Origin of the sequence: Haemophilus haemolyticus (assembly GCF_003490595.1) — a bacterium.
Lineage (GTDB): Bacteria > Pseudomonadota > Gammaproteobacteria > Enterobacterales > Pasteurellaceae > Haemophilus > Haemophilus haemolyticus_L.
Map to the genome: position 1 here is coordinate 63670 of NZ_QQGY01000007.1, position 13476 is coordinate 77145.

Annotated in this window: 13 protein-coding genes; 6 read left to right on the forward strand and 7 right to left on the reverse strand. The window is 39.3% G+C overall.

Annotated features, from left to right (window positions below):
* Positions 1 to 30: 30 nt before the first annotated feature.
* From DV415_RS06540 to murJ, 6 genes are all read right to left on the reverse strand, one after another.
* Positions 31 to 1587 carry a phosphoethanolamine transferase gene (locus DV415_RS06540; RefSeq protein ID WP_118791602.1) on the reverse strand — a complete coding sequence of 519 codons (1557 nt, stop codon included), beginning with the start codon at positions 1585 to 1587 and terminating at the stop codon, positions 31 to 33.
* Positions 1588 to 1666: 79 nt separating this feature from the next.
* Positions 1667 to 4492, reverse strand: coding sequence for an isoleucine--tRNA ligase (gene ileS, locus DV415_RS06545; RefSeq protein WP_118794467.1), 2826 nt, complete (start codon positions 4490 to 4492; stop codon positions 1667 to 1669).
* 26 nt (positions 4493 to 4518) lie between these two features.
* Positions 4519 to 4767 carry a DUF2442 domain-containing protein gene (locus DV415_RS06550; protein WP_005639170.1) on the reverse strand — a complete coding sequence of 83 codons (249 nt, stop codon included), beginning with the start codon at positions 4765 to 4767 and terminating at the stop codon, positions 4519 to 4521.
* Positions 4751 to 4993 carry a DUF4160 domain-containing protein gene (locus DV415_RS06555; RefSeq protein ID WP_050848401.1) on the reverse strand — a complete coding sequence of 81 codons (243 nt, stop codon included), beginning with the start codon at positions 4991 to 4993 and terminating at the stop codon, positions 4751 to 4753. Before DV415_RS06555 ends, DV415_RS06550 begins: the two co-directional genes overlap by 17 nt.
* 2 nt (positions 4994 to 4995) lie before the next feature.
* Entirely contained in the window at positions 4996 to 5922 is a 927-nt protein-coding gene (gene ribF / locus DV415_RS06560; protein ID WP_192879102.1) for a bifunctional riboflavin kinase/FAD synthetase, read from the reverse strand.
* A gap of 46 nt (positions 5923 to 5968) precedes the next feature.
* Complete coding sequence (murJ, locus tag DV415_RS06565; protein ID WP_118789963.1) at positions 5969 to 7543, reverse strand: murein biosynthesis integral membrane protein MurJ; 1575 nt, start codon at positions 7541 to 7543, stop codon at positions 5969 to 5971.
* 266 nt (positions 7544 to 7809) lie between these two features.
* Here murJ and rpsT point away from each other — a divergent pair, with 266 nt between their 5' ends.
* Entirely contained in the window at positions 7810 to 8073 is a 264-nt protein-coding gene (gene rpsT, locus DV415_RS06575) for a 30S ribosomal protein S20 (RefSeq protein WP_005548279.1), read from the forward strand.
* Between the two features lie 72 nt (positions 8074 to 8145).
* Here the strand turns inward: rpsT and DV415_RS06580 are convergent, their stop codons facing one another.
* Positions 8146 to 8712: a DUF5358 domain-containing protein gene (locus tag DV415_RS06580; protein WP_118788974.1), complete on the reverse strand. Its 567-nt coding sequence runs from the start codon at positions 8710 to 8712 to the stop codon at positions 8146 to 8148.
* 145 nt (positions 8713 to 8857) lie between these two features.
* Between DV415_RS06580 and menB the strand changes: the two genes are divergently transcribed.
* From menB to accC, 5 genes are all read left to right on the forward strand, one after another.
* Positions 8858 to 9715 carry a 1,4-dihydroxy-2-naphthoyl-CoA synthase gene (gene menB / locus DV415_RS06590; RefSeq protein WP_005630980.1) on the forward strand — a complete coding sequence of 286 codons (858 nt, stop codon included), beginning with the start codon at positions 8858 to 8860 and terminating at the stop codon, positions 9713 to 9715.
* A 68-nt stretch (positions 9716 to 9783) separates the two neighbouring features.
* Positions 9784 to 10773 carry an o-succinylbenzoate synthase gene (gene menC, locus DV415_RS06595; protein WP_192879103.1) on the forward strand — a complete coding sequence of 330 codons (990 nt, stop codon included), beginning with the start codon at positions 9784 to 9786 and terminating at the stop codon, positions 10771 to 10773.
* A gap of 56 nt (positions 10774 to 10829) precedes the next feature.
* On the forward strand, positions 10830 to 11279 hold the full coding sequence (aroQ, locus tag DV415_RS06600; RefSeq protein ID WP_118789964.1) for a type II 3-dehydroquinate dehydratase: 450 nt from the start codon (positions 10830 to 10832) through the stop codon (positions 11277 to 11279).
* 152 nt (positions 11280 to 11431) lie between these two features.
* A complete protein-coding gene (accB, locus tag DV415_RS06605; protein ID WP_118789965.1) occupies positions 11432 to 11899 on the forward strand; it encodes an acetyl-CoA carboxylase biotin carboxyl carrier protein in 468 nt (155 codons plus the stop codon).
* Between the two features lie 176 nt (positions 11900 to 12075).
* A complete protein-coding gene (gene accC, locus DV415_RS06610; RefSeq protein ID WP_046953258.1) occupies positions 12076 to 13422 on the forward strand; it encodes an acetyl-CoA carboxylase biotin carboxylase subunit in 1347 nt (448 codons plus the stop codon).
* Positions 13423 to 13476: the final 54 nt, after the last annotated feature.

Sequence of the window (13476 nt, forward strand, 5' to 3'; positions counted from 1 at the left end):
AAGCCGATAAATGATAAAGCACGATCTCATTTACTGCACAGCTTCTGGTAATTTTGCTGGATCATCAGCTAACTCTTTAACATTCACCACTTTCTTCCAATCAAATACCTTAATTTCCTGTTTTTCAGGATGGAAGAAATCGACGCCTTGTAAATGTTTTTCCTTAATCCCCATCCAATCAGCAAAACCATAAACAAAATTAAATGCAGATTGTGGCGTTTTTATTTTTTCGACCTTTTGGCTATCACTCGAAAACATAACGAAAGGAATTTCATAATCTTGTTTATAAAGATTATTTGGATGCAATGACAATCCTTTAGAATCCTCATAATGAGCAAGCCCATGATCAGAAAAGTAAATCACCGAATAGGGTTCATTTTGCGCCACTAATTGAGAATTTAATTTTTCTAAAAACTGATCCGTATATTTAATCGATTCTAAATAACAAGACATCGATTGATTAATAAAATAATTTTTAACCTCGTACGGAAGACGCTCACAAAAGGCTGGATGTGAGCCCATTAAATGAATCACTATTAATTTTGGATTCATAATATTTTCTTTTAAGGCTTTATCTAATACAGGCAACATTTCATCGTCATAAACTTTTTTAGAATTGTAACCTAATGGCTTCATAAAAATCGTTTCATCCGCACTTTGACCAATACGAGATGCCATCGTATCAAATTCCCCAATTTTGCCTTGATTAGAAATCCAATAGGTTTTTACGCCCGCTTTTTTGGCTAAAGAAATAATATTATCCGTATAAACCGTTTCTCCTTTATCTGAACGATATAAGGTGCGTTGTAAGGATGGTTGCGTATTTGGTGCTGCAGAATAATAATTTTCAAAAACAGTGCCTTTCACATGCTCTAAAAATGGCGTGGTTTTCAGTGGAAAGCCATATAACGACATATAATCTTTTCGCATGCTTTCACCGATAATCAAAATATAATTTTTATATTTTGGCGTAAAAGATTGAATATCCCATTGAGAAGGCGCGTTGACAGATTGATTTAGAAAATCTCGTTGTTCTAAATACAGATCATTCATACGATCAAATTCTGAGTAGAAAAGAACCGGATAAAAACGGAATTTATATGCATAGTTCCAATCAGAAAATTGATTGTAAGAAAAAACTAATAATATGCCGATAGCAACAGTATTTAGCCATTTAAATGCTTGTTGTTTAACGTGAAAACTTAATTTCATTAAAGCAATAAACAGGATGAGATAACTAGCTTGAAATAAAAATATCCAAAAAGGAATAGTAGTGTAATATTCCAAGGTTTCATTAATATTCGTTTCATAAACAGAAGCGATAATACCTAAAGATGGAATACCATAGAAAAAACCAGCAGAGCAATAAAATAGCGCGCTGAGGAATAATACAGTGATTAATATTCTCCCAACCCAAGGGGTGAAATAAAAAGAAATCGCCGTGATAACAAATAAAATTGCGTAATCTGAAACGGGAATATTTTCACTTAATACATTACCCAACCCCATATTGGTAAAAATGGAGAAAACAAGCAATAAGAGATAAAACCATATAGTTTTAGAACGAATTATTTCTTTCCCTAACATAACCTCTACTTCCTTTTGTACAAAAGTAAAAAAGTGCGGTTAAAATAAACCGCACTTTTCTGTTTTACAACGAATTTAATTATGCAAAATGGCGCACTTCACCCTTACCTGACACATTTTCTACACAACGTGGACAAAGTGTTGGGTGTTCAGGGTTCACGCCGATTTTGTCAGAATAATGCCAGCAACGCGGACATTTTTCACCGTTAGAACGAGCTACACTCACTGCAATACCTTCTAACTCACCCGCAGCCACATCTGCAGGTTTGTCAGCTAATTCTTTCACTTCTGCTTTTGAGGTGATTAACACGAAACGTAATTCATTGCCTAATTGTTCTAACAATGCACGATATTCGTCATTCGCATAGACAGTCACTTCTGCTTCTAAACCGCCACCAATCACTTTATCGTTACGCGCAATTTCTAATACGCGGTTCACTTCTGAACGAACTTTAATGAGTTGTTGCCAGTAAGCATCATCTAATTTTTCATTCTCGCCTAAACCAAATAAGCCTTGATAGAATTCTTCAGTAAATACGAATTCTGCACGAGCACTTTCGGTTTGTGGCAAGTGTTGCCAAATTTCATCGGCAGTGAAAGATAAGATCGGCGCCATCCAACGAACTAATGCTTCAGCAATATGCCATAACGCAGTTTGACAACTACGACGAGCAAGGCTATCCGCTTTAGTTGTATATTGACGGTCTTTAATAATATCTAAATAGAATGAGCCCATTTCTACCGAACAGAAACGCATTAAACGTTGTACTACTGTGTGGAATTGATAGTTATCGTACGCATCTTTGATTTCTTTTTGTGCATCTAACGCACAAGCGACTGCCCAACGATCTAGGCTAATCATGTCTTCTGGTTTGACTAAATCACGTTTTGGATCAAAACCATTCAAGTTTGCTAATAAGAAACGAGCGGTATTACGAATACGACGATAGCTGTCTGCCGCACGTTTTAAGATTTCATCAGAAACGGTCATTTCACCTGTGTAATCTGTTGAAGCAACCCATAAACGTAAAATATCGCCACCGAATTTATCCATGACTTCTTGTGGGGTCACGATGTTACCGATAGATTTTGACATCTTACGGCCTTGACCATCCACAGTGAAACCGTGAGTTAAAACTTGTTTGTATGGCGCTTTGCTGTCTGTTGCCGTAGAAAGCATTAAAGAAGACATAAACCAACCACGGTGTTGGTCAGAACCTTCCAAATACATATCAATATCTTGACCATTAAATTCTGGGCGATTTGCTACCACAGAAGAATAGGTTGATCCTGAGTCAAACCATACGTCAAGGGTATCTGGCACTTTGCGATAGGTTTCTGCATCATCACCTAATAATTCTTTTTCGTCTAAATCCCACCATGCTTGAATACCGGCTTTCTCTACACGTTTAGCCACTTCTTCAAGTAACTCTAAAGTACGCGGATGAAGTTCTTCAGTTTCTTTGTGCACGAATAAGGTCATCGGCACGCCCCAAGTACGTTGACGGGAAATACACCAGTCAGGGCGGTTTTCAACCATTTTCTCGATACGTGCTTGACCCCAATCTGGAATCCAGCGAACTTGTTTGATTTCGCCTAATGCTTGTTGGCGTAAACCTTGTGTTTCCATGCCGATAAACCATTGTGGTGTCGCACGGAAAATAATCGGGGTTTTGTGACGCCAACAGTGTGGGTAACTGTGTTTGATTTTCTCAACTTTTAATAAGTTGCCCACTTCTTGCAATTTTTCAACAACCAATAGATTGGCTTCAAATACACCTTTGCCTGCAAAGAATTCAGTCGTTGAAATAAATTTACCGTCATTAGACACAAGACCCGCCATTGGTAAATCATATTGTTTACCCACGACAAAGTCGTCTAAACCATGATCTGGTGCAGTATGTACTAAACCTGTACCTCCATCGGTAGTCACGTGATCGCCTAAAATCACCGGCACAGTGAAATCATAGAACGGATGGTTAAAGCGTACTAACTCAAGCGTCTGACCTTTTACTGAACCTAAAACTTCAACTTGTTCTACACCCACGACTTTCGCCACAGACTCCACTAATTCAGCGGCTAAGATCACACGCTCATCACCAAGTTGGACTAGGTTGTATTCTAATTCTGCATTTACTGCAATCGCACGGTTAGATGGCATTGTCCAAGGTGTGGTTGTCCAAATCACCGCGGATAATTTGCCATGGCCTTTGCCTTGTGCAGCAAATTTAGCTTCAATTTCATCCGCACTTACTGCTGGGAAACGCACATAGATAGATGGAGAAACTTTGTCTTCATATTCCACTTCTGCTTCAGCCAAAGAAGAACCGCAGTCTAAACACCAGTGAACTGGTTTTGAGCCTTTATATAAATGGCCGTTTTCAATCACTTTACCTAAAGTGCGGATAATATTCGCTTCAGTATCAAAATTCATCGTGAGATATGGATTATCCCAATCGCCTAATACACCTAAACGGATAAAATCTTTTTTCTGACCTTCTACTTGTTCCGCAGCATATTCGCGACATTTTTGACGAAATTCAGCCGCCGTAATTTTCTCGTTTGGCTTGCCGACTAAACCTTCTACTTTTAATTCAATTGGTAAACCATGACAGTCCCAACCTGGGATATAAGGCGAATCAAAACCTAATGCCGTTTTGGATTTAATAATAATATCTTTCAGAATTTTGTTTACAGCGTGACCAATATGAATGTTACCGTTCGCATACGGAGGACCATCATGCAGAATAAAAGATTTTTTGCCCTTACTCGCTTCACGAATTTTTTGGTAAAGATTTTTCTCGTACCAATTTTTCAACATATCAGGTTCGCGCTTGGATAAATCACCGCGCATTGGAAAGCTGGTTTCCGGTAGGTTAAGAGTGTTTTTGTAATCGACTGTCATTTTATTTTCCAATTTTTAAATTAAATTTAAGCAACTTTTTGTGGTTTATGTGTGACATCTCCACGTCCCGCAAGTAAACCATCGATAGAGATATCTTCATCAAGACAATCCCAATGAATGCCTCTACGACTCAACTCATAGTTTTCTAATTCACTTTGGGTAGCATGTAATAATTTAGGAAACCACACTAAAGGTACACCTAAAATACGCGCATCATTTAACTCCACCCACATAGTGTTTTCATCAAAGCGAATGCTTTTAGCTGAAATAGTCATACCACGCCTCCGTGAATTGCATTCTATGTGTTTCAACAATAACAAAAATTTCTTTTAATTCTTTTGAATTAAATCCATCGTTTCTTGCTAAAGAAATATCGGGTTCCAACCAAAATTTTGCTTCCGACTCCGCATTGCGCACATGAATATGCGCAGGTTCAAGAGGATTTCCTTCATTAGAGTAAAAGAAAAAAACATAGCCTTTAAAACGTAAAATAACTGGCATATCTACCCTTTAAAAAAGCCTTTCGCAGTTTCTACATCTTTCTCAATTTGCACTTTCAAATCATCAAAAGACGGGAATTTAATCTCGTTTCTAATCTTGTGGCAGAATTCGACTTCCACCATTTGGCCATAAATATTCTGAGAAAAATCAAATAAATGAACTTCTAATAATTGCATTAATCCATTTATAGTTGGGCGTTTTCCCATATTTGCCACGCCGTTAAAAATCTCGCCCGACTTTAACCGCACTTTTACGGCATAAACGCCTTTGATTGGATTTACTTGTCTATGTAAACGAATATTTGCCGTTGGAAATCCGATTGTTCTGCCTAACTTATTACCATGGATTACACGCCCAAAAATACGATAAGGTTTACCGAGTAAATTTTCTGCAAGTTGTAAATCATCATTCGCCAACGCTTCGCGAATTGCAGTGCTACTAATTCTCTGTTCATCTAGACAAAAACTACGGTTATCTTCAACAATAAAACCGAAACGCTTACCTGCTGCTTGCAACATTGCAAAATTACCTTGGCGTTTTGAGCCGAACTTAAAATCATCGCCAATGCTTAAAAATTTCACATGTAGATGATTAACAAGCGTTTGCTCAATAAACACATCAGCTGGTTGCTCAGCAAAAGTGCGGTCAAATTTCGCCACAATTACGACATCGACCTTAGCCTTTTCTAGATAATAAATTTTGTCACGCAAGCGCATTAAACGGGCTGGTGCATTTTCCCCCATAAAATATTCACGCGGCTGTGATTCAAATAACAATACCGCCATAGGTAAATTTAATTCGTCAGCTTTTTGGCGCAAATGGCGGAGGACTGCTTGATGCCCTAAATGCACACCATCAAAGTTGCCGATCGTTAGCGCACAACCTTGTAAAACACGATTTGCATTATGAAGCCCACGAATTAATTGCATGTCCTTATCCATGAAAATAAGAGAATTTCGGCATTATAGCGAGAAGTTAGTTTTTTGTCAGCAAATGGTGCTTTCGAACGCCTAATAAAATCAACGTTGTGCCATAAACTATTGCGGCTAATACAATCAACCAAACAAGCCAATAAACACGCATGAAGAAATCCATTTTCGCCCATTGGTTGATTTCAGGCACGTAATACCAAACTGCTGCACCCATTGCGATTGCCGCCAATAAAACTTTGACAAAAAAGACCGCACTTTTACGTGAAAAATGATAGACATCCTCTTTGGCTAAGCCACGATAGAGTAAGTAGGCGTTAAGGGTTGCTGACATTGCTGAAGCAATGGCTAAACCCACATAACTGAAAGGAATCGCCAATAAGTTAAAGCCCATATTACTCACCATGGCAATAATGCCAATTTTTACTGGCGTTTTGGTATCTTGGCGGGCGTAATAGCCATTGGCGAGGATTTTAATCAACATAAAGCTAAGTAACCCCGCATTAAACGCCCATAAAGAATAAGAGGCGGCATGAACATCATTTAGCATGAAATTTCCACGCATAAAGAGCGTAAGTAACATCGGTTGAGCCAATACATCAATACCAATGGCTGCAGGAACGCCAAGTAATAAAATCATTCGTACGCCCCAATCCATTGTATTACGAAAATCAACCGCACTTTTATCTGAATCGCCCTCACGATTAACGTGGTGGCGAGCAAGTGTTGGCAAAATTACGGTAGAAATAGCAATACCAAATAAACCGAGAGGAAATTCCAGTAAGCGGTCAGAATAATACAACCAGCTAATAGAACCCGTCATTAAGAAGCTCGCAATTACTGTATCCAGCAAAAGATTAATTTGACTTACCGATACACCAAATAACGCAGGGATCATTAATTTACGAATTTTGGTTACGCCTTCATCCCTCCAAGCCCATTTGGGTTTCACCAGTAAACCGGCTTGTTTCATAAATGGTATTTGGAATAAGAACTGTAATAATCCGCCTAAAAAAATACCGATAGCCAACGCCAGATCTGGGTTATCCATTTGTGGTGCAAGGAAAAGTGCGGTGGCAATCATCGCTATATTTAATAACACAGGTGAAAAGGACATCACGCCGAATTTTCCAATCGTGTTAAGTACTGCTCCAGAAAGCGCGACAAAAGTGATAAACCATAAATAAGGAAAAGTTATTTTAAGGAGGAGAGAGGCTTGTTCAAACTTATGTGCATCAGGGCCATCATTCATCCAATCGGTGAACCAGCCCATCCCAAATAACGCGGCAACGACAGGCGATCCAACCATTGCGAGGATCGTAACAATGCTGACCAATCCACCAAGAGTACCAGAAACTTTTCCAATAAATTCACGGGTTTTATTAATATCTCCAGATTTTTGATATTCTGCGAGAACAGGTACAAAAGCCTGTGAAAAAGCCCCTTCAGCGAATAAACGACGAAGAAAATTTGGGATACGATTAGCAAATAAAAAAACGTCCGCCGCCGCGCCTGCACCAATGAGATGAGCGATAACTACATCGCGCACAAGACCTAACACTCTTGATAATAAAGTCATAGAACTAACAACAATGCTAGATTTTAAAAGTCGTTTACTCAAAATATTCTTCTCTACCCTAAAATTTTTGCCTAATTGTATAGAAATTTTGTTTTTACGCTATATTCCGTGAAAAAAAACTGATAAAATCCGCCGCACATCGTTTGTGTGAGCCCATATTGAAAGAGCTTGTAAAAATAACGATACTTACTTTCGGTTGTGTCTCACCGAAATCAACACAAATTTTCCATTGACAAAAGTATAAAAAATCGGCATATTGACGCCCTTTATTTTGTCTATCAATCAACAGAAATTTTAGGAGTTTGACCTTGGCTAATATCAAGTCAGCAAAAAAACGCGCGGTTCAATCTGAAAAACGCCGCCAACACAACGCAAGCCAACGCTCTATGATGCGTACTTACATCAAAAAAGTATATGCTCAAGTAGCAGCAGGTGAAAAAGCAGCAGCTGAAGCAGCATTCGTTGAAATGCAAAAAGTTGTTGACCGTATGGCTTCTAAAGGCTTAATCCACGCTAACAAAGCAGCAAACCACAAATCTAAATTAGCTGCACAAATCAAAAAATTAGCGTAATTTTTAGCTAGAAAGAATAAAAAATAAAACCGCACTTTAAAGTGCGGTTTTTTATTTCATAGAATTTTATGACTAAAGCAACAACATGGATCCCCATTTGATAATATCAAAGAAGAATTTATTTTCATTCGTCGCGATACCATCAGGATTTTTCGGTGTGCCATCTTCATTTTTCTGCACTTCCACCATGCCATTTTTATATTGACCTTTCACGACAGCCAAATCATCACGCGCTTCATTACGTAATTTTAAACACACCTGTTCAGTTAAAGGCTCAACATTACCCACTTCGGTACGGAATTTTTTAAACTGATAGCTTGCGTAATTCATCGATTTTTCATCACCTTGAATAATCTTCACATATTGCTCGCCAATAATTTTTTCCAATGGATAGAAAAAGACATATTGTGAGTGAATATAGCTATCTTCTTTCGAAAAATGCTGTTGCAAAATTCGGGTTAAATTAGGGTAAACGCATTGTTCTGCTTGCTTACTTGCAATCGCCCATTGTTTTGCATCTTGATCGGAAAGTTGGTAATCCGCCCCTGCAAATTCACCTGGGATTGCGGATTGAGAGCTACCAAACATTGAGCAGCCAGACAGCAATGCCGCCACACCTAAGGTTGCAATTAATTTCACATTTGATCCTTATAAAAGTGAGAATGCGCAAAATTCTAGCAATATCTTCACCACAGATAAAGCAGCAAATGAATTTAGTTTTCCTGATTCGAAAAACTTCCGCTATAATGACCGCACTTTTTTACTTTAATTAAAAGGAATTCTCATGCAAAATCCAAAAGATGATGTGTTATATGCGCCTGTTGAATGGGTTGATCACAGTGAAGGCTATAGCGATATTCGCTATCATAAATCCACTGATGGTATTGCTAAAATCACGATTAACCGCCCTGAAGTTCGTAATGCATTTCGTCCACAAACAGTGAAAGAAATGATCACTGCATTTTCTGATGCACGTTTCGATGAAAACATTGGTGTCATCGTATTAACCGGCGAAGGCGAAAAAGCATTCTGTTCTGGTGGTGACCAAAAAGTGCGTGGCGATTACGGCGGTTACAAAGATGATAGCGGTGTACATCATTTAAATGTATTGGATTTCCAACGCGATATTCGTTCTTGTCCAAAACCGGTTGTGGCAATGGTGGCAGGTTATGCAATTGGTGGTGGCCATGTATTACATATGCTTTGCGACTTAACCATTGCTGCTGAAAATGCCATTTTCGGGCAAACTGGGCCAAAAGTTGGTTCATTCGATGGCGGTTGGGGCGCAAGCTATATGGCTCGTTTAGTGGGTCAGAAAAAAGCGCGTGAAATTTGGTTCTTATGCCGTCAATATAATGCACAAGAAGCATTAGACATGGGCTTAGTCAATACTGTTGTGCCTTACGCTGATCTTGAAAAAGAAACCGTGCGTTGGTGTCGTGAAATGTTACGCAATAGCCCGATCGCGATTCGTTGTTTGAAAGCGGCATTAAATGCGGATTGTGATGGCCAAGCTGGTCTTCAAGAATTAGCGGGTAACGCGACAATGTTGTTCTACATGACTGAAGAAGGTCAAGAAGGTCGCAATGCGTTTAACGAAAAACGCGCCCCAGACTTCAGCAAATTCAGACGTAACCCTTAATTTATCGTTCTAAAGTGCGGTTAAAAATCTTAGTGAATTTTGACCGCACTTTTGTATTGGGAGCAAGCATGGCTGAAAAATCATTTAATCTTTACCGTTATTCCATCCCCGTTGATAGCCAACTTATTCTGCGTGATCGTTTTTTAAAACGCCGCGAAGGCTTAATCGTAAGAGTAAGTTGCAGCCGAGACGGTTGGGGAGAAATCGCCCCTCTACCTGGTTTTAGCGAAGAAACCTTAGACCAAGCTCAAGAACAAGCAATTGAATGGCTAACGACATGGTGCAATGCAAGCTGTGATGCACCTCGCGTCCCATTAGATGGCACCTATCCCTCCGTTGCTTTTGGTATCAGTTGCGCAATGGATGAAATGAAAGGTTATTTACAAGCTGAAGGCAATTACCATACAGCACCACTTTGTTATGGCGATCCAGATGAGCTGTACGCCAAACTTGCAAGCATGGAAGGCGAAAAAGTAGCAAAGATGAAAGTGGGCATATACGAAGCCAATCGCGATGGATTAATTGCCGATATGTTTTTAGAGGCCATTCCCGATTTACAATTACGGCTTGATGCAAACCGCCATTGGTCGTTAGAAAAAGCGTTGCAATTTACCGCTAAAGTCAAACCGCAACATAGAAAACGTATTCAATTTTTAGAAGAACCTTGTAAAACACAAGCACTCAGCCGTGAATTTGCAGCTCAAACCGAGATTGCTATTGCATGGGATGAATCCGTGCGAGAGCCTAATTTTTGCCTGGAAAAAGAACCGCACTTATCGGCTGTCGTCATCAAACCCACTTTAATTGGTTCAATTCAACGTTGTGCTGAGCTCATTAATCAAGCTCATTCGTTAGGTCTAAAAGCGGTTATTAGTTCAAGTATCGAAAGTAGTTTAGGACTCTCTCAGCTCGCGCGAATCGCACAACAATACACCCCGAATGTAACTCCAGGCTTAGACACGTTAGATTTGATGGAATATCAAGTACTACGCGCTTGGCCTGGTTCTGATTTACCTATTGTGGATTTAGAATCTGAATTTATCACTAAAATTATCTGATTCGACCACCAAAAATCGAAAAACCAGTATAATACGCCACACAAAAAGGATTAAAAATGTCGCAAACACACAGAATTTTGCTGTTAAATGGCCCGAACTTAAATATGTTAGGGGCTCGCGAGCCAAAACATTATGGCAGTATTTCTCTTGCATCCATTGAAGAGAAAATACAAACTTTAGCCAGTCAGCACAATGTAAAAGTGGAATGTTTTCAAGCCAATAGTGAAGAAAAATTAATTAATAAGATCCACGAAAGTTTTAAGCAAGTTGATTTTATTTTAATCAATCCTGCTGCTTACACCCATACCAGTGTGGCATTGCGCGATGCACTTTTAGCTGTTTCAATTCCTTTTGTGGAGATTCATTTATCTAACGTGCATAAACGTGAACCATTTCGTCATCATTCTTATTTTAGCGATGTGGCTGAGGGCGTTATTTGCGGTTTGGGCGCAAAAGGTTACGAGTTTGCCTTTTTATTTGCTATCGATTACCTTGCTAAAAAATAAGAAAATCGAGCATTTTTGGCGAAATTCACAGAATTTTATCGCAAATTTGCAAAATTTAAGGTAATCTTTGCAACACAAAAATAAGTTTATTCATAACCGCACTTTTTCGTTTAAAAGTGCGGTTAAAATTTCAATCTTTTTAGGAAGAACGTATGGACATTCGTAAAATCAAAAAATTAATCGAATTAGTAGAAGAATCTGGCATTACTGAATTAGAAGTGCAAGAAGAAGAAGGTACAGTACGTATTAGCCGCGCAGCGCCAGCAGTTGCTCCAGCAGCAGTTCAATACGCTGCTGCACCAGTAGTAGCACCAACTCCTGCCGCTACACCAGCTCAAGCGCCAGCAGCTGCAACACCAGCGCCAGTCGCATCTGATGAATTATCAGGTCATCTTGTACGCTCTCCAATGGTGGGAACGTTCTATCGCAGTCCGAGCCCAGAAGCAAAAGCATTTGTTGAAGTCGGTCAATCTGTGAAAGTTGGCGACGCGCTTTGTATCGTTGAAGCAATGAAAATGATGAACCGCATTGAAGCGGACAAAGCTGGCGTAGTAAAAGCAATTCTTATCAACGACGGTGATGCTGTTGAATTCGACGAACCATTAATCGTTATTGAATAATTTCCAATATTTTCGTCGGGCGGACTTTAGTCCGCCTATTTCATATACAAACAATTAGAGCGAATTTATCGTAGGCAATATAAATTGAAATCTGTTCACACCAAATTTTATAGGGAGAACAATATTTCAAGAACCTACATAAAAATTCACGTCTATCTGACTAAACGGACTCTTTTATGTTAGAAAAAGTTGTGATTGCTAACCGCGGTGAAATTGCACTACGCATTTTACGTGCTTGTAAAGAATTAGGTATTAAAACTGTGGCGGTTCACTCCACCGCTGATCGTGATTTAAAACACGTTTTGCTCGCTGATGAAACCATTTGTATCGGTCCAGCACCTTCCGCAAAAAGTTATTTAAATATTCCAGCTATCATTGCTGCAGCCGAAGTCACAGGTGCGGATGCAATTCATCCAGGATACGGTTTCTTATCTGAAAATGCTGACTTTGCTGAACAAGTTGAACGTTCAGGTTTCACTTTCATCGGCCCAACTGCAGATGTCATCCGTTTAATGGGTGATAAAGTTTCAGCTATTAAAGCGATGAAAAAAGCAGGCGTGCCTTGTGTACCGGGTTCTGATGGCCCTGTAGGTAACGACATTGCTAAAAATAAAGAAATTGCTAAACGTATTGGCTATCCAATCATCATCAAAGCATCAGGCGGTGGTGGCGGCCGAGGAATGCGTGTTGTTCGTAGTGAAGACACATTAGAAGAATCTATTGCGATGACAAAAGCAGAAGCGAAAGCAGCATTCAATAATGATATGGTCTATATGGAAAAATACTTAGAAAATCCACGTCACGTGGAAATTCAAGTATTAGCAGATACCCATGGCAATGCAGTTTATTTAGCTGAACGTGACTGCTCAATGCAGCGTCGTCACCAAAAAGTGGTGGAAGAAGCACCAGCGCCAGGTATCACAGAAGAAGTTCGCCGCGATATTGGCTCACGCTGTGCAAAAGCTTGTGTAGAAATCGGCTATCGCGGAGCAGGTACGTTTGAATTCTTATATGAAAATGGCGAATTCTATTTCATTGAAATGAATACTCGTATTCAAGTGGAACACCCTGTAACTGAAATGATTACAGGTGTAGATTTAGTGAAAGAGCAATTACGCATTGCAGCAGGCTTGCCGATTTCCTTTAAACAAGAAGACATCAAAGTTAAAGGCCATGCAATGGAATGCCGTATTAATGCAGAAGATCCCAAAACATTCTTACCATCTCCGGGTAAAGTAAATCACTTACATTCACCGGGCGGCTTGGGCGTTCGTTGGGATTCTCATGTTTATGGCGGCTATACTGTGCCTCCACATTACGACTCTATGATCGCAAAACTTATCACTTATGGTGATACACGTGAAGTTGCAATCCGTCGTATGCAAAATGCATTATCTGAAACCATTATTGATGGTATAAAAACCAATATCCCACTTCATGAATTAATTCTTGAAGATGAAAATTTCCAAAAAGGCGGAACAAACATCCACTATTTGGAGAAAAAATTAGGCATGCATGAATAATTAAATTTTAAATGGCTAACAGGTGTTAGCCATTTTCGTATATTCCTAAAACTT

What these genes read in the sequence shown, in the direction of transcription:
- DV415_RS06540 (WP_118791602.1), bottom strand. Translation starts at nt 1,587, where the DNA reads ATGTTAGGGAAAGAAATAATTCGTTCTAAAACTATATGGTTTTATCTC.
- ileS (WP_118794467.1), bottom strand. Translation starts at nt 4,492, where the DNA reads ATGACAGTCGATTACAAAAACACTCTTAACCTACCGGAAACCAGCTTT.
- DV415_RS06550 (WP_005639170.1), bottom strand. Translation starts at nt 4,767, where the DNA reads ATGACTATTTCAGCTAAAAGCATTCGCTTTGATGAAAACACTATGTGG.
- DV415_RS06555 (WP_050848401.1), bottom strand. Translation starts at nt 4,993, where the DNA reads ATGCCAGTTATTTTACGTTTTAAAGGCTATGTTTTTTTCTTTTACTCT.
- ribF (WP_192879102.1), bottom strand. Translation starts at nt 5,922, where the DNA reads ATGCAATTAATTCGTGGGCTTCATAATGCAAATCGTGTTTTACAAGGT.
- menB (WP_005630980.1), top strand. Translation starts at nt 8,858, where the DNA reads ATGCAAAATCCAAAAGATGATGTGTTATATGCGCCTGTTGAATGGGTT.
- menC (WP_192879103.1), top strand. Translation starts at nt 9,784, where the DNA reads ATGGCTGAAAAATCATTTAATCTTTACCGTTATTCCATCCCCGTTGAT.
- aroQ (WP_118789964.1), top strand. Translation starts at nt 10,830, where the DNA reads ATGTCGCAAACACACAGAATTTTGCTGTTAAATGGCCCGAACTTAAAT.
- accB (WP_118789965.1), top strand. Translation starts at nt 11,432, where the DNA reads ATGGACATTCGTAAAATCAAAAAATTAATCGAATTAGTAGAAGAATCT.
- accC (WP_046953258.1), top strand. Translation starts at nt 12,076, where the DNA reads ATGTTAGAAAAAGTTGTGATTGCTAACCGCGGTGAAATTGCACTACGC.